This is a genomic window from Nocardioides sp. 616, assembly GCF_002930065.1.
Lineage (GTDB): Bacteria > Actinomycetota > Actinomycetes > Propionibacteriales > Nocardioidaceae > Nocardioides > Nocardioides houyundeii.
Genome location: NZ_POAG01000023.1, coordinates 92455 through 112383, shown reverse-complemented (window position 1 = coordinate 112383; position 19929 = coordinate 92455). Strand labels below are relative to the sequence as shown.

Annotated in this window: 16 protein-coding genes and 2 tRNA genes; 5 read left to right on the top strand and 13 right to left on the bottom strand. The window is 71.3% G+C overall.

What is annotated here, in order from left to right:
• Positions 1-37: 37 nt before the first annotated feature.
• The 8 genes from C5H89_RS16670 to C5H89_RS16635 all read right to left on the bottom strand — a co-directional run bounded on the left by C5H89_RS16670 (position 38) and on the right by C5H89_RS16635 (position 11890).
• Positions 38-2257: a catalase gene (locus tag C5H89_RS16670; protein ID WP_240181922.1), complete on the bottom strand. Its 2220-nt coding sequence runs from the start codon at positions 2255-2257 to the stop codon at positions 38-40.
• A 90-nt stretch (positions 2258-2347) separates the two neighbouring features.
• Positions 2348-2671, bottom strand: a complete 324-nt coding sequence (locus C5H89_RS16665; RefSeq protein WP_205305091.1) for an STAS domain-containing protein — start codon at positions 2669-2671, stop codon at positions 2348-2350.
• A 111-nt stretch (positions 2672-2782) separates the two neighbouring features.
• Positions 2783-4462 (bottom strand): long-chain-fatty-acid--CoA ligase, encoded by a 1680-nt coding sequence (locus C5H89_RS16660; protein ID WP_104108096.1) that lies wholly within the window; start codon positions 4460-4462, stop codon positions 2783-2785.
• 64 nt (positions 4463-4526) lie between these two features.
• Positions 4527-4865 carry a hypothetical protein gene (locus tag C5H89_RS16655; protein WP_162799433.1) on the bottom strand — a complete coding sequence of 113 codons (339 nt, stop codon included), beginning with the start codon at positions 4863-4865 and terminating at the stop codon, positions 4527-4529.
• A 100-nt stretch (positions 4866-4965) separates the two neighbouring features.
• On the bottom strand, positions 4966-5790 hold the full coding sequence (locus C5H89_RS19405; RefSeq protein WP_104108094.1) for a resuscitation-promoting factor: 825 nt from the start codon (positions 5788-5790) through the stop codon (positions 4966-4968).
• A gap of 294 nt (positions 5791-6084) precedes the next feature.
• A complete protein-coding gene (locus C5H89_RS16645) occupies positions 6085-9609 on the bottom strand; it encodes an SbcC/MukB-like Walker B domain-containing protein (RefSeq protein ID WP_104108093.1) in 3525 nt (1174 codons plus the stop codon).
• Positions 9606-10397, bottom strand: coding sequence for a DUF4194 domain-containing protein (locus C5H89_RS16640; RefSeq protein ID WP_104108092.1), 792 nt, complete (start codon positions 10395-10397; stop codon positions 9606-9608). The genes C5H89_RS16645 and C5H89_RS16640 overlap by 4 nt, the downstream gene beginning before the upstream one ends.
• On the bottom strand, positions 10394-11890 hold the full coding sequence (locus tag C5H89_RS16635) for a DUF3375 domain-containing protein (RefSeq protein ID WP_104108091.1): 1497 nt from the start codon (positions 11888-11890) through the stop codon (positions 10394-10396). Before C5H89_RS16635 ends, C5H89_RS16640 begins: the two co-directional genes overlap by 4 nt.
• 145 nt (positions 11891-12035) lie before the next feature.
• On the opposite strand from C5H89_RS16635, the gene C5H89_RS16630 reads away from it, so the two are divergent.
• On the top strand, positions 12036-12557 hold the full coding sequence (locus tag C5H89_RS16630) for a DUF2243 domain-containing protein (protein ID WP_104108090.1): 522 nt from the start codon (positions 12036-12038) through the stop codon (positions 12555-12557).
• Here the strand turns inward: C5H89_RS16630 and C5H89_RS16625 are convergent.
• Positions 12529-13083, bottom strand: coding sequence for a hemerythrin domain-containing protein (locus C5H89_RS16625; protein WP_104108089.1), 555 nt, complete (start codon positions 13081-13083; stop codon positions 12529-12531). The genes C5H89_RS16630 and C5H89_RS16625 overlap by 29 nt on opposite strands.
• Positions 13084-13352: 269 nt before the next feature.
• On the opposite strand from C5H89_RS16625, the gene C5H89_RS16620 reads away from it, so the two are divergent.
• Positions 13353-14123: an SDR family oxidoreductase gene (locus tag C5H89_RS16620; protein WP_104108088.1), complete on the top strand. Its 771-nt coding sequence runs from the start codon at positions 13353-13355 to the stop codon at positions 14121-14123.
• A 42-nt stretch (positions 14124-14165) separates the two neighbouring features.
• Here the strand turns inward: C5H89_RS16620 and C5H89_RS16615 are convergent, their stop codons facing one another.
• Positions 14166-16367 (bottom strand): ABC transporter permease, encoded by a 2202-nt coding sequence (locus C5H89_RS16615; RefSeq protein WP_205305090.1) that lies wholly within the window; start codon positions 16365-16367, stop codon positions 14166-14168.
• A 141-nt stretch (positions 16368-16508) separates the two neighbouring features.
• Between C5H89_RS16615 and C5H89_RS16610 the strand changes: the two genes are divergently transcribed.
• The 3 genes from C5H89_RS16610 (at position 16509) to C5H89_RS16600 (ending at position 19047) form a co-directional block, all read left to right on the top strand.
• Positions 16509-17114, top strand: a complete 606-nt coding sequence (locus tag C5H89_RS16610; RefSeq protein ID WP_104108087.1) for a TetR/AcrR family transcriptional regulator — start codon at positions 16509-16511, stop codon at positions 17112-17114.
• Positions 17115-17666: 552 nt separating this feature from the next.
• Complete coding sequence (locus tag C5H89_RS16605; RefSeq protein WP_162799432.1) at positions 17667-18371, top strand: GAF and ANTAR domain-containing protein; 705 nt, start codon at positions 17667-17669, stop codon at positions 18369-18371.
• 82 nt (positions 18372-18453) lie between these two features.
• Positions 18454-19047 (top strand): VanZ family protein, encoded by a 594-nt coding sequence (locus tag C5H89_RS16600; RefSeq protein WP_162799431.1) that lies wholly within the window; start codon positions 18454-18456, stop codon positions 19045-19047.
• Positions 19048-19075: 28 nt separating this feature from the next.
• Here the strand turns inward: C5H89_RS16600 and C5H89_RS16595 are convergent.
• The 3 genes from C5H89_RS16595 to C5H89_RS16585 all read right to left on the bottom strand — a co-directional run bounded on the left by C5H89_RS16595 (position 19076) and on the right by C5H89_RS16585 (position 19894).
• Positions 19076-19152: transfer RNA gene (locus C5H89_RS16595), tRNA-Met, on the bottom strand.
• Positions 19153-19224: 72 nt separating this feature from the next.
• A complete protein-coding gene (locus tag C5H89_RS16590; protein WP_104108140.1) occupies positions 19225-19578 on the bottom strand; it encodes a LapA family protein in 354 nt (117 codons plus the stop codon).
• Between the two features lie 242 nt (positions 19579-19820).
• Positions 19821-19894 (bottom strand) — tRNA-Met (locus C5H89_RS16585).
• Positions 19895-19929 lie beyond the last annotated feature (35 nt).

The following is a 19929-nucleotide window of genomic DNA, read 5'->3' as shown; positions in this document are numbered from 1 at the left end:
GGGACCGGGGCCAGGCCCCGGTCCCAACGCTCATTCCTCAGGCGACCGCGGGGCTGGTACCGAAGCGCTCCCAGACCCGGTGGGTCTTCATCAGCTCCAGCAAACCGGCTACCACGGTCTCGGCGTCATCCCCGGAGACCACGCCCGCCGATCCGGCGACGCCGGCCGCGTCGAGCAGCGGGGCGCCCGCGCCCCAGGCGCCGATCGCCTTGGAGTGCCGGAAGCACTCCTGGACCATCATGATCGCGCGCGCGTCCGCGGCGACTCCGGGCGCACCGGCCTTCTCGTCCCGCGCGGTGAGGGCGTCCGGCGCGGGCGCCGGGGTGCGCGCCACGAGCACGGCGTCGAGCTCGACCGAGCGGCCGGTGGCGAGGGTGCGCTGCACCGGCAGCCCACCGATCATCCCGCCGTGCGGACCGACCAGGAAGGGGACCATCCCGGCGGCGCGGATCGCGGTCTGCACCCCGGCGACGTCGGCGAGGTCCTCGTCGTCGCCCACCAGGATGCCGATGATGCGGCCGTCCAGAGGCCAGGTCTCCCCGACCTGCGAGAGCGCCGGGCTGGGCTCGACTGCGGCCAGCTCTTCGGTGGGTGCCGGCGCCGGGAGACCCAGTGCGGTCGCGACCTCCTGGCAGAGCACCGGGTCGATGTTGGCCAGGCACTGCAGCTGGCGCTCCTTGACCGCCTGCTCGTAGCACTTGCCGAGCTCGAAGGAGTAGGCCCGGATGATGTGCTCCTTCTCCACCGGGGTCATGGACTGCCAGAACAGGCGCACCTGGCTGTAGTGGTCGTCGAAGGTCACCGGGTTGGCACGCACCTTGGTGGCAGCCGCGATCGTCGCGGCCGCGTCCACGAACGCCCGCGTCTGCTCCTCGGTCAGGTCCGCGCCCGCCTGGAACGGGCAGCCGCCGTCCAGCGAGTTCGGCTTGTACGGCGCCACACCCGAGTGCACGGCCTGCTGGTGGAAGCCGTCACGGAGCATGTCGTTGACCGGGGCGTGGGTCCGGTTGATCGGGATCTGGTTGAAGTTCGGCCCGCCCAGCCGGGTCAGCTGGGTGTCGACGTAGGAGAAGAGCCGCGTCTGCAGCAGCGGGTCGTCGGTGAAGTCGATGCCGGGCACCACGTGACCCACGTGGAACGCGACCTGCTCGGTCTCGGCGAAGAAGTTCGTCGGGTTGCCGTTGAGCACCAGGCGGCCCAGCGGCTGCACCGGCGCGAGCTCCTCCGGGACGATCTTGGTGGGGTCCAGCAGGTCGATCCCGGCGAACATCTGGTCGGGCTCGTCCGGGAAGACCTGCACGCCCAACTCCCACTCGGGGAAGGCGCCGGACTCGATGGCGTCGTACAGGTCGCGGCGGTGGAAGTCGGGGTCGATACCGTTGATCATCTGCGCCTCCTCCCAGGTCAGGGAGTGCACGCCGAGCTTGGGCTTCCAGTGGAACTTCACCAGCGTCGTCTCACCGGCGGCGTTGATCAGGCGGAAGGTGTTGACACCGAAGCCCTCCATCATCCGGTAGGAACGCGGGATGCCGCGGTCGGACATGTTCCACATGGTGTGGTGCTGCGCCTCGGTGTGCAGCGAGACGAAGTCCCAGAAGGTGTCGTGGGCGCTCTGCGCCTGCGGGATCTCCCGGTCCGGGTGCGGCTTGGCGGCGTGGATGACGTCGGGGAACTTGATGCCGTCCTGGATGAAGAAGACCGGCATGTTGTTGGCCACCAGGTCCCACACGCCTTCGTCGGTGTAGAACTTCGTGGCGAAGCCGCGGGTGTCGCGCACGGTGTCGGAGGATCCGCGCGAGCCCAGCACGGTGGAGAAGCGCACGAAGACCGGGGTCTCCTTGCCCTTGGCGAAGACCCCTGCCATCGAGATGCCCTCTGCCGAGCCGTAGCCCTCGAAGACCCCGTGGGCACCGGCCCCGCGGGCGTGCACCACGCGCTCCGGGATGCGCTCGTGGTCGAAGTGGGTGATCTTCTCCCTGAGGTGGTGGTCCTGGAGCAGGGTGGGTCCACGCTCGCCGGCCTTCAGGGAGTGGTCGGTGTCGCGCAGCCGGGTGCCGGTCGAGGTGGTGAGGTAGGCGCCCTGCTGGTTGCGGTCGGTCGGCTTGCCGACGCGACGGCCCGTGGCCGTGCCGGTCTCGGGGGCGCTCTGGTCGGGCTTGGACGGCAAGGGCTCCCGGGGAGCGGTGGGCTCCTCCAGGGACGGGGGCTCGACACCGGGAGCGCCGGGGATCTGGGGTGCTTCGTTCTTGTCCAACACGATTACGTGTCCTCCTGGGGGTGGGCTGAACCGCGTTCGTACCCATTCGCCCTCCAGAACTCACCTCGCCGGCACCAGCGGGCTTTGCCGCTAGGCCGAGCGAATCATCGTGAACACCCGGTCGAGGCTGGTGACGCGGAAGACCTGGAGCAGGCGCTCGTCGTCGCACCGGATGGCGAACGAGCCTTTGAGCGCGTGCGTCCGGCGCCGGGCACTGATCAACGTGCCGAGCGCGGTGGAGTCCAGGAAGGTGGTGTGGTTGAGGTCGACCACGATGTGCACCTTCCCGGCGAGCACCAGCTCATGGATGGACTCGCGAAGATGGCGGTGGGTCGCGACGTCCAGCTCGCCACGGGGAGTGACCACGTGCCGACCGTCCGCGTCCGACGCGGTGTCGACCGTGAATTCCGGCACCTTGGCTCCTTGACGACCGTTCACCGAGAGATTTCGGGCACGATATCAAGCAGGTGTTCGATTACTGAGACGCACGCGCCCGCCGTAGGCGGACGGACTCGGGCCAGGGAACTAGGAGGAGCCGAGCGACTCCGCGACCTCGCGGCGCAGCACCTTGCCCATGGGGTTCGTCGCCAGCTCCTCCACGAACACCACGCGCCGGGGCACCTTGTAGCCGGTCAGGGCCTGCCGCGCATGTGCGCGCAGGTCCTCCGGCTGCAGGTCGACTCCGTCCTCCAGCACCACCGCGGCGACCACCTGCTCGGTCCCCTCCTCGTCGCGGACCCCGACCACCGCTACGTCGAGGACCCCGTCGTGCGTCCGGATCGCGGCCTCGACCTCGGACGGGTAGACGTTGAAGCCCCCGGTGATGATGACCTCCTTGATGCGGTCCACGATCGTCAGGAAGCCGTCGGGCGACATGGTGACCACGTCCCCGGTGCGGAACCATCCGTCGTGGAAGGCGGCCTCGGTCTCGTCCGGCAGCCCGCGGTAGCCGGAGAACACCTGTGGTCCCCTGACCAGCAGCTCGCCCTGCTCCCCCGGCGCCACGACGCGGTCCAGGTCCTCGGGGTCGGCCAGCCTGATCTCCACGTCCGGGAAGGGGACGCCGATCGACCCGGGCCGCCGCGAGGAGGTCATCGGGTTGCCCACGATGACGGGCGAGGTCTCGGTGAGGCCGTAGCCCTCGACCAGCAGCCCTCCGGTCGCCGTCTCCCACCGCTCGACGAGCGCGGACGGCAGCGGCATCGCGCCGGAGAGGCCGTAACGGATCCCCTTGATCGAGGTCCCCCGGCGCTCCGCCTCGTCCACGATCCGCTGGTAGAGCGGCGGGACCGCCGGCACGAAGCTGGGCACGCCGCGCTTGATCGCGTCCATGATCAGGTCGATGTCGGGCTTGGGCAGCAGCACCAGCTTGGCCGCCAAGGAGATGCCGAGCAGCACACTCACCGTGACGCCGTAGGCGTGGAAGAGCGGGAGAGGTACCAGGAAGGTCTCCGCCCCGTCCGCCAGCCCAGGAACCCAGGCCTGGCCCTGCAGCACGTTCGCGACCAGGTTGCGGTGGCGCAGCGGCACCCCCTTCGGCCGGCCAGTGGTGCCCGAGGTGTACAGCAGCAGGGCGACGTCGTCGACGCTCGGCCGCGGGTGCGCCGGGTCCAGGGGCGGCGAGGACAGGAGGTCGTGCCACGGCAGGGCACCGGGCGCCGGGCTCGTCAGCTGCTCGCGGGCGGCCCTGGCCTTGGCGATGGGCAGCCGCAGGGCGAGTCGCTTCAGCGGCGGCAGCTCGCGGGTCAGGTCCACCGCGACGACGTGCTCCAGCGCGCAGCCTTCCCGCAGCTCCTCGACCACGGGCACGACCTTGTCCCAGACCACCGCGACCCGCGCACCATGGTCGGCAAAGGCCGGCCGGAGCTCGCCCGCGGTGTAGAGCGGGTTGTGCTCCACGACGGTGGCCCCCAGGCGCAGCACGGCGAAGAACGCGACGACGTTCTGCGGGCAGTTCGGCATCACCAGCGCCACGTTGTCACCGGGGCCGACGCCGAGCCTGCTGAGACCGCCGGCAACCCGGCGTACCGCCTCATCGAGCTCGCGGTAGGAGGTGGTGGCCCCCAGGAAGTCGAGGGCGGGTCGGTCGGCGTGCCGTTCGACGGAGCGCTCGAGCAGGTCGAGCACGGTGGTGTCGCCGTAGTCGAGGTGGAGTGGGACGCCGGGGCCGTACGAGTCAGCCCACGCGGGCTCCTGAGCCGACATCGGTGGCCTGTCCTCCTTCTGCGCTGCGTGGCCGGGCAGCCGACGCTGCCACCACGCTACAGAGTCATGTCAGGTTCTGAGCGAGCCGGGCCACTCCCCAGTAGAGGGGGAACCCCAGCACCTCGGCCAGCTCGTCGTCCCCGGTCTCGGCGGCCCCGACGGCACGGCGGTAGGCCACGGCCAGGGCAGCGGCGTCAGCGTGGCCCCGGAGTGCGAACGGATCCACCACGCGCTGCAGCGTCCGCCACAGCTCATCGGGCAGCGACAGCTCCACTGCGCGCCGCTCGCGCTCCGAGAGCTGGTCCCAGGCGTGGACCACCGCCCTGACCGCCGAGACATGGCGCGGCCGGCCCGTGCCGGGCGAGGCCGGACGTCGTACGGCGAGCTGCTGGTGGGGATGCACGCGCCACACGCTAGGCCGACCTCACGCCCGGCACGGGCGGAACCGGGCAACTCCTGACCGTCGGTCTGGACCAGCGAGACGGAAGGCCCGAGCAGTTACCTCAGAGGAACCGGCCGCAGTAAGGCCAGGGCGAGCTGCCCCGCGACTTGTGCAGGATCTTGGCGCGCAGGGTCTGCTCCGCCGGCGACGCCTGGCTCGGCATGCCGCGGCCCCCGACGCTGCGCCAGGTGCCGATGTCGAACTGGTAGAGACCGTAGTAGCCGGCGGGATTGACGGCCCGCGGGTTGCCGCCGGACTCGCACTTGGCCAGCGCGGTCCAGTTGAGGCCGTCGGAGGCCGCCACCGGGGCGGCCTTGCGACCCACCAGGACGCGGCGGGGCTTGGCTGCCCGCACCGTGGTGCGCGACACGACCCGCCTCTTGACCACGTCCCCGTTGTGGCGGGTGCGCGCCACCTTGACGCGTCGTACGCCGGGACGGCCGGGCGCGACGACCTTGCGGCGGCCCGGCTTCAGCGAGGTGACCGACACGGTCACCGTCCCCGGAGCGATCCGCACCCGGCGGATCACCGAGTCCTTCTTGACCCGGATGACCTTGACGGTGTCGCCCTGGCGCAGGCGGCGCCGGTCGCCCTTGACGTGCCGGCCCTTGCGGACGACGTCGATCAGGTCGTCGTGGTCCACCTTCACGCCGCGGCTGGAGAGCATCGTGGCAGGCCAGACCTGCTTGGGGGTGGCCACCTTCTCGGCGGCGCGGTCGGCGACCTTGAGCCGGACCGGTACCTCCACCGCAGTGTCGGCGGCGGTCGGGGTGGCAGCGATGGCGCTGCCCGGGATCAGGCTGACGGCCACGGCCGCGGCCGTGGCGGCCACCGTGGTCCGGGTGAGCTGGCGCAGGACGCCGTGATGACGAATGGGTGCACGCACGTGCAATACCTCGTTTGCTTCTCTTCGCCCAGGTACGGGCGATCGGACGCAACGCCGCAGGGATGGGCGCTGAGGCCACGGCGACCCAGGTATGCCTCAGGCATCCAGGTGGCCCGCGCGGCTGCGGCGAACGCTCCCTCCGTACCCCTGGCTCTGGACCGGGACTGGGCTGCGACCGCGCCGTGCCGCGGGCACCGCGACTCATCGAGTTGAACGCCGACACGCCTCAGAAGTCGAATCGAGAGGCCCGCCCCCAGGCGTGGATAGTGAGACGGTTCACACCCGGCGGGGGGGTCAACCGACGTTCTCGACCTCGGTGATGGCGTGGATGGCGGAGAGATGGGTCGAGGTGTGCTTGGTGATCACCAGCAGCTGGTCCATGTGCGGCTCCAGGCCGGTCACCTTGTCCAGAGGCACCCCGATCACCAGCTGGAAGCCCAGCCCGCGCCAGGCGCGGACGGCTCGCCCGGCGAACTCCGAGTCCGCCTTGACGAAGCCCTCGTCGAGGAAGACCGGTGCGAAGCGGGGCCGCGAACGCATCTCGTCGCCGAGGCGGAACCTCAGGGCGGAGCCGATGATGAAGGCGACCAGCTCCTGGCTCTCACCACCGCTCTTCTCCCCCAGCGTCCGGTAGGTGGCGCGCAGCTCCCCGGTCAGGCGGTCGTAGCGCTCGGCGCTCACCTCCACGTGCCGACGTACGTCGAGCAGCCGGTCGCGGTCGGCGCCGCCCTCGGGGCCCGATCCCGGCTCGGGTCGGCGCAGCTGGTCCATGAACCGGCTCAGGGAGCGGAAGCGGGCTGTCATCTGCTCCTCGTCCAGCTCGCCGGACGGAGGGCGGGAGAGGTCCCGCAGGTCGCGCAGGAAGGCCTGCACGTGCGCCGGGGCGAGACGACGGAGCCGGATCCGCAGCCGGTCCTTCTCGGCACCGAACTCGAGCTTGCGCAGGATGGCGTTGATCGGTTCGAGCCGGTCCTCGATCTCCTCCACCGACGACGACATGGCGCCCGCCAGCGGGACCAGGTCCTGGCCGCTCCACTCGGTGAGGCGACGGCGCCACTCCCCGCGCCGCTGCGCCAGCCCGGTCTCGGCGATTCCGGTCAGGATGCGGGCATAGTCGGAGTAGGACTCCGGGCCGGTACCGAGGTTGGGGTCCTCCCACTGCAGCTGGTAGGCGCGGAAGATGGCGGTGAGCTCCCGCTCGGCGTGCTCCGCCTCGACCTGGGCGCTGGCGACCGCACCGGTGAGCCGGGCCTGGAGTCGCGCGGAGTTCTCGTGGAAGCGCGCCAGGTCGCTCGGGTCGTCGGGGGCACAGGCCGCCGCGAACTCCTCGTCCAGCCGCGTCGCCTGCTCCGGCGTGAGGACGGGGTCTCCGCGCCGCACGACCCGTTCCAGCTCGTCGCTGACCTGGTCCTCGGACTCCACCAGGTCGCCATGCTCCCGCTCCAGGACGCGGGTCCGCTCCTCCAACCGGAAGCGGTGAGTCCGTGCCTCCTCCAGGGCGGACTCCACCTCGGCCATCTGCTGCTCGGCGGTGCTCAGCTGGTCGTCGGCGCCCAGGATCTCGGCTCGACGTCGCTCGAGATCGGCGATCCGGGCGTCGCAGGAGAGCACGTCGAGGTCGTCGTACCCGTGCCCGCCCACCGCGGCGTACGCCGTCCGGTGCAGGTCCAGCACCCGCGCCCGGGACTCCACCTCCCGCAGCTCCTCGTCCAGCGCGGCCAGCGCGTCCTCGAGGGAGGCCAGCTCGCGGTCCACCTCGGCCAGCGCATCGACGTTGCTGAAGCCGATGATGTTGCGCCGCTCACCCCGGCCGTGCGAGCCCCGTCGCCCCGAACGGGTCTGACCCGCCAGGGTGACCCGGAGACCGTCGCCGACCAGCCCGTCGGCGGACTCCACGCACAGCGCGTTGCGCGACGGGTCAGCCACGTGCCGCTGCACCCACCCCAGGAACGGCGAGTCCCGGAAGACCAGCTTGCCCGCGACGTGAGCGCCGTCGGTGGGCGCCGCCGGCTCCAGGTGCTGCTCGGCGCCGACGAAGGTCAGCCGGCCGCGCAGGTGCACGTCGTCGATGGCGGCGGAGAACTCCTCCAGCCGGTCCAGCGGCACCAGCAGCTGGCGCGCGGCCCCGCCCAGCACCGTCTCGACGGCCAGCCGCCACCGGGACTCCGCGGGTGCCAGGTCGACCAGCTCGGCGACGAAGGGCAGCGCCTCGGTGCTGAGGCCGCTGGCCCGAGCCACCTCCGCGCGCAGTGCGTGCAGCTGCTCCGGGACCCGCCCCGAGCGTCCCTCCATGGAGGCCCGCTCGGCCTGCAGCTCGGTGCGGCGAGCCATCAGCGGGTAGCGGGAGGCCATGACCTCGTCACGCCGGTCCCGCAACGACGCGGCAGCCTCCGGGTGCTCGGCGAGCCAGCACTCGGCACGGGCGATCAGCCGGCCGAACCCGGCACGCGACTCCAGTGCGTCGGCGACCGGCTCCGGGTCGCTCGCCGACCCCGGCACCAGCAGGGGGGCCAGCCGCTCCAGCAGCGCACCGCGCCGGGCCACCCGCTCGGCCCGACGCGCCTGCTCCCGCTCGATCTCGCCGGCCAGCCGCTCCAGGGTGGCACCACCCGCGGCCCGGTGCCCCTGCTTGGCGGCCTCCAGCTCCTCCTCCAGCGCGCCCACCGTGCGCACGCTGGCCCGCAGCTCGTCGGCAGCCTGCGCCCGACCGATTCGGTTGGCCTGGACGGCTGCCTCGAGCAGCGCCGAGTGGGTGCGCAGCAGCCACAGCCGCACGGGGCTGTCCCCCGGGGCCGTGACGCCGAACGCGTCGAGCTCCTCGGCCCGGGCGCGTGCGGCCGCCCGGCGCTGGTGCAGCTCGGGGATCGGGGCGAGCAGCTCCTGCTTCTGCTCCTCGGTGCGCATCGCGCGGTACGCCGACTCCAGGTCGTCGAAGTGCTCGACGGCGCGGTCCGCGGCCGCGAAGGTGGCGGGCCGCTCCAGCACCATGTCCTTGTACAGCTCGTCCACGCTGCGCACCTGGTTGCCGGCCTGGATCCGGGCCAGGAGCCGGAGCGCCTTGGCGCCGTCACCGTTGGCGCCGATGCCCAGCCGGGCGTGGAGCAGCGCGGCGAACTCGGCGTAGGTCCGGTGCACCCGAACGCCCGGGTAGAGCTTCTTCAGCGTGTTGGCGTGGAAGCGGTCCGGCACGGCGGCCTCGAGGGTGCCCAGGTCGACGGGGGCGTCGATCGTCGCCAGCTGCATCGCCACGTCCGCGGACCGGGTCGCCCGGCGCGGGACGTAGTAGGTGCGCAGGACGGTGAAGCGGCGCTCCTCGTCGTTGACGAAGGTCATGGCGATCGCGCCCCAGGTGTCGCCGCTGCGCCCGCGCAGCAGCGACTCCACCGGGCGCCCGGTGCGGGGATCGTCCACGACGTCCACGGCACCGCGCAGGTAGGACAGCAGGTTGCGCTGTCCCACGCCTCGGGCCCGGCCGGCCACCGCGTCGTTCGAGGCGCCGTTGAACTTCGCGTCCGAGGGCATCATCAGCGCGGTGTAGGCGTCGAGCACGGTGCTCTTGCCGACGCCGGAGGCGCCGGAGATCATCGTGGAGTCGGCGCGGAGGTCCACGGCGGCGCGGCCGGAGAAGCCGCCCCAGTTGACCAGCTGGAAGAGCTCGGCACGCCACTGCAGGGTGTCGTCGGTGGGGTTGGCGACGAGCTCGTGCGCGAACAGCCCCGGCGCCCAGCCGTCGTCGCCACCGTCCCGCTGGGCGTCGGCGTGGGCCAGCCCGTTGGACTCCGCATCGACGGCGGTCAGGGGATCGCTCGGCACGCTCATTCGTCTTCGTCCCTGTCGTCGTCATCCAGATCCAGGTCGTCGGCCTCCGCCGGCGGCCCGTCGAAGAGTCCCTCCTCCGGCCGGGGCGGCTCGGGCTCGTTGCCGCGCCGCAGCTCCTCCAGCAGCACGGTGAGCAGCTCCAGGGGCAGCAGGGACTCCACGGCCTCGCTGATCTCGAAGCGGTCGTCGTTGGGAGCGCCGATCAGCAGACCGGACTTCGCGACGCTGGCCACGGCGCTCCGCGCCCGCCTCTCGACGCCCGCAAGGTCGGTCGCGTGCGCGGGTGCGAACCCGGCGACATGCTCCACGACGTCCTCGCGGTCGACGTACGCCCGCCCCTCGCCGGCTGCTGCGGCCGCCCGGTAGCGGTCCCGGAGGTGGACCAGGACCACCGTCTCCTCCCGGCTCCACGCGGTGTCGTGGAGCAGGGTCGGGAAGCGGTCGCCCGCCTCGGGGACGGCCTGGCGCTTCCACGCGACCTCACGCACCCGGTCGACCCGCAGGTCCAGGAACAGGTCGTTGAGCCGGGACCTCAGGATCCGCTCGTTGTCCATCAGGACCTGCCACACCCGGGGGTGGGTGCGAGCACTGATGAACCGCTGCTTGAGCAGCGTGACGAGAGCCCGTCGCACGGAGTGCTCCAGTCCCCCCTCGTCACCTTCGAAGAGGGAGACCGAGTCGGCGTCCTCGATCTCCTCGTCCAGGTCCTCTGCCAGGTCCTCTGCCAGGTCCTCGGCCAGGTCCTCGACCAGGTCCGGCGCCAGGCCCTGGGTGTCGACGGTGCTCATGAGTCCTCCAACGGGGCGGCGCGGTCGGGGTCGGGGTCGGGCAACGGCACCCGCGGCACCGCGAAGGTGCGCTCGGAGCCGTCAGGTCGGAACGTGCGGTAGTGCTCGCGGTCCGCGTCGGGTGTCAGGTCGAGCTCGGCGGCCAGGTGCAGCAGGCCGAGGATCTCCACGGGACGCCGCAGCGCCTCGTCCAGGGAGCCGAAGACCTCGCCCAGGGAGGTCGCCGGGTCCGCCGACTCCATGGCTGCCTCGAGCCGCTCCCTCAGCAGCGGCAACGACGGGCCGCCCTGGGCGATCAGCTCGCCGTAGGAGGGGGGCTGGGCCGTCTCGCTGGCCACCTCGGCGAGCCGGTCCGGGGCCACGTCGTCGGCCGGGTCGTAGAACCGCTCGCGGAAGTGCTCGACCTCCACCCGGGCCGGCAGCAGCGGCAGGTCGAGGGTGGCGCGCGGACCGGTGCCGGACAGCCAGCCCATCAGCTCGGACTCGATCTGTCGCAGCGTCTGTTCCAGCTCGCGGTCACGGGCGGCGTCGTGCGAGACGATGTAGTCCTTGAGCGTGGAGGTGACCCGGGACCGCTGTGAGAGCACCCGGTCCAGCCCGTCGCGGATCAACCGCACCGTCCCTCGCAGCTCCGCCCGGTCGGCCTCGGCGAGCAGCCCCCCGGCGAGCGGGTGGTCCAGCAGCGCGTTGATGTCCTCGCGCAGGCGGGCCACCATCGCGTCGTCGCGCAACAGGGCGAAGGCCCCTTCGAAGGCACGCCCCTCGGGCGTGGCGGTCATCAGGGCGTCCGCCCGGGCGAGATAGGCGTCGACGACCTCACCGGCGGGCCTGTTCTCGGCTCGGAACGACGCCAGGATCTCTCCGCGGATCTCGGCGAACCGCTCCTCCACCCGGGCGAAGTCGCTGGGCAGCGCGGAGATGAGCAGCTGCAGCTCGGTGAAGCCCTCGACGAGGTAGTCCGTCGAGGGTGGCTCCAGCTCCTCGCCGTCGACGAGACGGTCACGTTCGGCGCTCATCCGGGCGATCTCGGCGTTGAGGATCCCGACCCGGGTCGTGCGGTCCGGGTTGACCTCGCCGTTGAAGCGGCGAACTGCGGTCAGGATGGTGGCGACCCGGTGCTCACTGAGGGTGGCCCGATCCCGGGAGAGCGTCTTGACCAGCTCGAGTGCCTGCTGGGCGTGGGAGGTCAGGGTGTAGACCTCCTGACCGGACTCGTCCAGCGCCCGGACCAGCCACTGGCCGCGCATCCACCGCTGGCACACCTCGCGTCCGCTGCCGGCCGGGAGCTCGGTCTGCCCGGCACGACGCAGCTCGGAGAAGTGGCTCTCCACCTGCGTGTGCAGCCTGCTGGTGGGAACCGGCCGGTTGTCCCGGCCGAAGGCGGTCCGGAAGACCGCGATCACCACGGGTGCCTGGCGCTGGTGCAACAGGGTCAGGGTCGGCTGCTCGAAGGCGGCACGCGCCCGCACCAGCTCGCCCACCACCTCGCTCATCGACGATCCCTCTCAGCTCTACCGGTCCGTGTCACGCCGTCCGGGTCGGAAGGCGCGACCAGACAGCATCCCACCGGCGCGCGACTCGTCCGCGCACGGGTCACCGCCCGCGTCTGATCGCCGAGGGATTGGGTACCGACGAGCCATGGAGCACTCCACCGACAGCGACCTCGCCCCCGCTCGACCACCGTCGAAGGTCTCCGGCCTGCTCTACGGCCTGGGCCTGGGCGGATTCGTCGACGGCATCGTGCTGCACCAGATCCTGCAGTGGCACCACATGATCAGCCACGAGGAGCCGACCGACACCGTGGCCGGGCTGGAGCTGAACACGCTGGCCGACGGGTTCTTCCACGTCGCCGCCTGGTTCCTGGTGCTGGCCGCCTCGATCGCCGCGATCATCGCCTGGCGGCAGGGGCGTCTTGCGCCCAGCTGGAGCTTCCACTTCGGCCTGGTGCTGGCGGGATGGGGCATCTTCAACGTCGTCGAGGGCCTCGTCGACCACCAGATCCTCGGTGTCCACCACGTCCGGGACGATCTGGGTGGCCCGCTCTCCTGGGACCTGGGCTTCCTCGCCTTCGGCGTGCTGCTCACGGTGGGCGGGTGGCTCCTGCACCGCCACGGCGTCCGGGCGATGGAGCTCAGCAGTCCGGGCAGAGTGCCATCGTGAGGGTCGCGCCGTCGGCGGAGCGCGGCGAGCGCTGCAGCACGGGCAGCCGGGCCTGGCTGCGCTCGAGCAGACTGGCCGCCAGCGCCACCAGACCGAGCCCGGTCAGGAGACGGGCGCCGAGGTGCTTCCTGAGCGCCGGCAGCAGCATGTCCTGCTCGTCCTGCTCGAGTGCCTGCCACAGCTCCACCAGACGGTCCAGGACCCGGTCCCACTGCGTGGCCGTCACCGATCCGGCCTCGAGCCGCGCGATCAGCTCGGCCAGCTCCGCGTGCTCCTGGTGCGCCTGGAGGACCAGGGCCTCCCCGAAGGGGACCGTCCTGCGGGCCACCGGCCACAAGAGCTGATCGGCCAGGAACAGCTTCCACGACAGCGCACGGCGGATCACTTCCAGCGCCTCGTCCTGATCGGGGCCAGGCGCGCGTGGCAGCCGGGCGAGCAGCGTGCTCAGCTCGACGTCGAGTCCGGGTCGGTGCTCGACGACCGAACGGTTCAGATGCAGGTGCTCCGGGGTTGACAGCGTCGTCATGACTTTCCTTCTCCGTCCCAGGTCGCCGGACGGCGGGGGCGTAGGTCGAGCGGTTCGGGCGGCACGGGCACGACCACCGAGGAGTCGCTCCTAGGTACCCCGGCTCCCGTGGCTCATGCAGGCGCGAGAGCGGCAGCCCGTGTGCGCTGCACCACATGCCGCGGCTTGGGCAGAGCCTCAGGGCCCGGGTCTTCCCACCCCTTGCCCCTGCCTGGACACCGGGCACCGGACCTACGGTCGCGACACGCCCGACTGCGCAGGAGGAGCTCATGCACGTACTCGTCGTGGGAGCCACGGGCACCGTCGGACGTCATGTGGCGGCACAGGCGGTGGGGTCCGGGCACAGCGCCCGCGCCCTGGTCAGGGACCTGCCACGCGCTCAGCTGCTGCTGCCTCCGTCCACCGAGCTGGTCCTCGGGGACGGGACCGACCCCACGACGCTGCCGCGCGCGGTGGACGGCGTCGACGCGGTGGTCTTCGCTCACGGGTCCCACGGCGCCCCGGGGGACGCCGAACGCATCGACTACGGCGTCGTCCACCACGTGCTCGACACCCTCGGACCCCGGCGGGCCCGCATCGCCCTGATGACGTCGATCGGCGTGACCGTCCACGACGGGGGCTACAACCGGAGCACCCACGGCCATGACTGGAAGCGCCGGGCCGAGCGGTTGGTCCGGCGCAGCGGTCATCCGTACACGATCGTGCGTCCCGGCTGGTTCGACTACAACCGCGACGACGAGCGCCGACTGGTCTTCCTGCAAGGCGACAAGCGACGTAGCGGTGGCCCGTCGGACGGCGCCGTGGCTCGCGACCAGATCGCCCGGGTTCTCCTGGCGGCCCTGACGTGCCCCGCTGCGGAGCACAAGACCTTCGAGCTGATCGCGGAGCCCGGCTCCGAGCAGGAGGATCTCGATCCCCTGTTCGCGGCACTCGTGGCCGACCCGCCGGGCGGCTACGACGGGCCCCTGGATCCCGACACCCTCCCGCTGGCGGCAGAGCCGGAGCGGGTCCGGGCCGAGCTGGACGCGCTCACCGGGTGACCTCGCCCCAGGATCTGCTGCGTCGGGCTCGGCCCCCGTGCCCTACGGAGTCCTCGCGCCCCCTGCCGGCACGAGGTCGTTCTCGTCCGGGCCGACGGCAGGCTTCTTTCCCCGCTCCGGGACATGCCGGGGCCCCATGGGCGCCGGGGAGGGGGCTCCGTCCCGGTTGAGCCAGCGGTCCACCACCAGGACGTTGAGCAACAGGCCGACCGCCCCCCAGGCCGCCAGCACCCAGAGGTTCCCGCCGATGCCCACCCCGTCGAAGTAGACGAGGGAGCGCGCGATGTCCACGGCCGCCGGAAGGGGCAGCACGTCCGCGAGGGGGCGGAAGAGCTCGGGCACCATGTAGACCGACAGTCCTCCGCCGGAGGCCGGCACACCCGCGAGCATGACCACCACCATCACTGGGACGAGTGCCCCCAGGCCCAGCGGCCGGATCAGCACTGCACTCGCCCAGGCCACGGCGAAGACCGTCAGGCTGCCGTAGCCGATGAGCTCCAGCGCATGCCCGTTCACGGCGCCGATCAGCACGTCGTAGAGGAACCAGAGCCAGACCGAGATGCCCACCGACCAGCCGGCCACCAGCGGGAGCAGCTGACGGGTGCGGGTCAGGTCGGGCGCTCCCCCGCGCATCACGGCGAAGAACAGGAACCCGGCCATGATCCAGCCCATGCCGACGTAGAGGCTGTTGGCGCCGTTGACGTCGTCCGCGGTCAACGGCGCGACGTCCTGCACGGTGAGCTCAGCGCCGCTCCCGGCTGCGACGGCGCCGAACATCTGCGTCACCGCTGACTGCTGGCTGGCGCCGGCCCCTCCTGCTGTCAGCAGGGTCGGTCCCTCCGTGCGTGAGGTGGGCAGCACGTAGGCGGCCACCAGGTCCTGGCTGCGGAGGAGCTTTGTTGCCTCCTCGGTGGAGCCCACGGGTCGCAGGTCGAGGTACTGCCCCAGGTCAGGCTCGAGCGCCGCGATCATCCCCTCGGCCTGCTCGCTGGACGCCACGACCGCGACCGGCATGTCGTGGACGTCGGGCTGGTGCATGGACAGGCTCATCAGCGTCACCACGGTGATCACGATGCTGAGCGGGAAGAGCGCCACCGCGACCAGGCGCCGACGGTACGGCGCCACCGGGCCGCCCGACAGGGCTGGCAACGGTGCGTCTGGGGCGGTGTAGAGCGGACCACCGACCACGAGGTGGCCCGAGCGCCGCTCCTTCAGCACGGCCAGCACCAGCGCGCCGACGGCCCAGGCCGCGAGCGTGGCGATGTGCTTGCCCACCCCCACGCCGTCGAAGTAGATCATCGCTCGCAACGACTCCCCCGCCGCCGGCAGGGGCAGCACCCCGTGCAGCCACTGGAAGAAGCCCGGCATCGAGTGCACCGACATGGCCAGGTTGGACGACGGGACACCGAAGATGACCCACAGCAGCATCCCCAGCAGGACGGCGAACGGGCCCATCACCTTCGTGAAGAGCAGCTGTCCGAGACCGACTGCGGTGACGGCGAGAGTGCCCACGCCGAGGAAGAGCGGGTAGTGACCCTCCACCGCGCCCACGACGGGGCCGAGGATGAGCCAGACCAGGGAGCTGGTCAGCACGCCCCAGCCCAGCGCGATGGGCAGGAACCTGCGCACTCGGAGCAGGTTCGGCGTGCCCATGAGCAGACCGCTCAACGGCACGTAGCCGGCAAGCATCATGCCCATGGCCGCGAACAGCACCATGGTCCCCGAGCCGTCGCCCGCGGGCAGCGGAGCGATGTCCACGGTCTCGACCCGCCAGCCCTGCTCCAGCGCGGCGGGCCGCAGCAGCTGGTCGACCACCGTGGCCTGGGAGGCGCCGGCGGCCATCGCCTGGTAGACGGTGGCCGTCGCCTCGCCACCGCTGCCCCGACTGCTCACCGGCGGCTCGATGGCTCCGGCGAGCCGCTGCTCCGCGACCAGCTGGTCCACCTCGGCGCGATCCTCGACCGTGCGCACCTCCAGGGCACCGTCGGCCTCCCGCTCGAGCTCGGCCGCGAACCGCTCCACCTCAGCGCCCTGGCCGACGACGGCCACCGGCAGGTCCTGGGCCTGCGGGCTGTGCATGGTGCCCATGTACGTGGCGTACATCATCGTCACGATCAGGAACGGCATCACGAAGAGCGCGGCCATGCGGCCCTTGCGCTCGGCCGGCGTCTCCGGCGGTGGCGGCGGATATGTGGCGGCGTCGCCCCCGGCGCTCCACTGGGGCTGGTCGGTCGATGCGGTCACGCGTGTCTCCTCCGGGCCGCTGGGTATGGCGGCAGCTGTGTGTTGCGCCCGTGCGGGCCCCTGCCGAGTCTAAGTCAGATGACTTAAAATCAAAGGGTTAGATAGGGTGCGCTGCATCACCGCCGCGTCGAGAGGACGAGAATGGCCCGGCCCGATACCCGGCAGGGTCTGCTCGACGCCGCCGAACGCCTCTTCGCCGAGCGCGGCATCCCGACGGTCTCCGACCGTCAGGTCGCAGAGGCGGCCGGCAACAGCAACCACTCGGCGGTGCACTACTACTTCGGCGGTCGCGACGGACTGCTGCTGGCCCTGGTCGCCCGCCACCGCGAAGGGCTCGAGCCGGAGCACCAGCGCCTGTTCGAGCAGTCGGACTCGCTGCTGGGCGACATCCGGGCGCTGGTGATCCCGCTCACCGAGCGCTTCGCCTCGCTGCCCAGCCCGTCCTGGCGAGCCAGGTTCCTGGACCAGGCGCTGCACGACCCGCCCACCACCGCACTCCTCCGTGCCCACGGAGGCTCAGTCGCAGCGAACGTCGTCCGTTCCCTGGTCGGGCGACTGGCGCACCTGGACCCCCGTGTGGTCGAAGCGCGGGCGAGGCTCACCACCCACATCGTCGCCACGGCGTGCGCCGAGGTCGAGGAGCGCGCGGCGCGGTCCGGAGAGACCGCCCCCTGGCGCGACACCGGCGACTTCCTGTGTGACGCGCTCGCGGGGCTGTTGCAGGCACCGATCACCCGCCGCGACTGACGGCGCTCGCCGCTACGTCAGCCGCCGGGCCAGGAGGAGACGGAGCCTCCTCGGCTGGTACCAGGGCGCGGCGGGAGCCGTCTGGACGTAACCCAGTCGTTCCTCAGGCGTCGGTGGACGGCCCATCTGTCGGATGAAGTGATGGACCCATGCCTGGTCGTGCAGCTCTGCGGAGGAATCTGAGGTAGCCATCATGAGGCCTCCTGGGACGCAACCTGGGACGCCGAGGTCTGGACGCCAGACCAACCAAGATATGCCCTCGGTCAAGGGGTGACCCGGGTGACGGGAGACTCACCGCGCCGGAATACCCGCCGCCGTTCCACGGCACCGGCTGCCCGTCCCAGGCCGCGCGCGCGGTCCAGGACCATCAGGGGATGTGCCGCCAGCGCGTGCCGTGCGGCCCGGTTGCTGGCCGACCACCTGGGGCTCACGCCCTCGCCCGAGCGCCGCCTCCGGGCTATCCTGGGGTGGTGCCTGATGCGAAGGTCAGGCCGCTACAGCCGTAGCCCGCGTCACCACGAGTGCCCCGCCTGCCCCGCTCTCGGAGGATCCATGGCGAACGCTTCTGACAACGTCGCCACCGCACTGTCGGGTGCCGCAAAGGCCATCAACGTCTCCAGCTCCTTGGAGGACACCTTGGACGGCATCGTCCACGCCGTACTGGTGGCGCTGCCCGAGTTCGACCACGCCGGCATCTCGATCATCCACAAGGACGGCAGGATCGAGACCCTGAGTGGCACGGACCAGTTCGTCTGGGACCTCGACGAGCTCCAGTACTCACTGGCAGAGGGGCCGTGCGTCGACGCGATGCGCGAAGAGCGGGTCGTCATCGTCGAGCGGGCCCGGCACGACCAGCGCTGGCCGAACTACATGCCCCAGGCCGCCCGGCGGGGGCTGCGCGCCCAGCTGGCCCTGCAGGTCTACACCGGGGCCGAGACCATCGGCGGGCTCAATCTGTACTCGACCGAGTCGGAGGCCGTTCCGCCAGAGTCCTTGCAGGTCGCCGACCTGTTCGCCACTCACGCCGCGATCGCGCTGGGCCAGGCGCGTACCGAGGACCAGCTGCAGCAGGCGGCATCCGGCCGCAAGGTCATCGGCCAGGCCATGGGCATCGTCTCCGAGCGCTACCAGATCCCCGAGGAACGGGCCTTCCAGTTCCTGGTCCGCGCCTCCCAGACCAGCAACGTGAAGCTGCGCCTGGTCGCCGCGGAGATCGTCGCGGCCACGAACGAGAAGTACGCGGCGTCGCAGGGTTGACCCGAGCACCGGTCGGGAGGGCCGGTCGGGCGGCTAGGTTGTGCCTGCTCAGACCCGTCCGCCCACCGACCCGGGAGCCAGGTTGTCCAGTGCGTACCGCGAGGTCCCGGCGATGCTCGTCATCCTCCCGCTCGGGGCCGCGAGCGTCGCCCTCGTGCTGGTCCACCTGCGTCGCCGAGGCGCACTGACGCTCCCCCGGGTGCTGGGCGGCGCCCTCGCGTGCGTCTACCTCGCCGGGATCGTGGCCAACACCCTGCTGCCGATCTACCTCGGCAGACCCGACTACGGCGTGCCGTGGCACGCGTACCTGAACCTGCGACCGCTGACCAACACCTCGGCGGCGGACATGGTCCAGAACGTGGTGGTGTTCATGCCGCTCGGGATCCTGCTGTCCCTGCTGGCCGGGGTGAGATCGATACGCCGCGTCGTGCTGTGGGGATTCACGCTCAGCTTCGTGATGGAGGCGGCTCAGTTCCTCAACGCGGTCACTGGGCACGGAGGGCATGTCGCCGACGTCAACGACCTGCTCGCGAACGTCCTGGGTGCGCCTCTCGGGTACGGCGTCTTCCTCCTCGCGCTACGCCTTCCGGCTGCCAGGCGTCTGGCCGACGCGCTCGCCTGGCCCCCGGCGGGAGACGACGTCGACGAAATACACGTTGGCCCCCACCTGAGGTGAGGGCCAACGGTGAATCTCTCGATTCCTGTGGTAGCGGGGACAGGATTTGAACCTGTGACCTCTGGGTTATGAGCCCAGCGAGCTACCGAGCTGCTCCACCCCGCGTCGCTGAGAACAGGGTACCCGGCCGCCCGGGAAGCTCACACTCAGGGACCGCCGCACGCGTGGCCGGCCTCGTCAGGGGCGCGCCGGACTTCGTCTCGTGCGTCGGGCGATCCTGCGCAGCTGCGTGACCCGGGCGACGCCGGCGATGCCTACCATCACGCCGCCGCCCACTGCGGCGATCAACAGGGCCATCCCGAGGGGGATCGTCCCGTCAAGACCGAGGAAGTGGATCGCGACTTTCGTCGAGTTCTGGAGGACGAACACGATGAGGAGGATCAGCAGCAGCAGCACGATCCCGGTGGCCACCCAGGCGGCGCTCGCTCGAGTGAACCCAGGGGTGGGGTCCGTGGCTGAGCTGCCGGCTTCGGGCGTGGCCGCTCCGACCCGTTCTTCGTCGGGTCCCGGGATGGAGGAGTCGGTCGTCATGATCACAGTCCTTCGTGGATTCTGTAAGAAGTTGTCGACGACAGGATCTCGCGGTCCTCGGGTTCGTCACGCCGTTTGAAGGTACCCATCGCAGGGATGCTCCATCCCTCAGCACGCGGCTGGCACACGGTCTTGTCGATGAGTCCCTCGCTTCTCGGCGCACCACCAACCCAGGAAATGACACAGGCCCGAACCCACTTCCGTGAGTTCGGGCCTGGCAGATGTCCACAGACATCAATTTGTAGCGGGGGCAGGATTTGAACCTGCGACCTCTGGGTTATGAGCCCAGCGAGCTACCGAGCTGCTCCACCCCGCGCCGCTGAACAGAACATTACGTGATCGGCTTGGGCA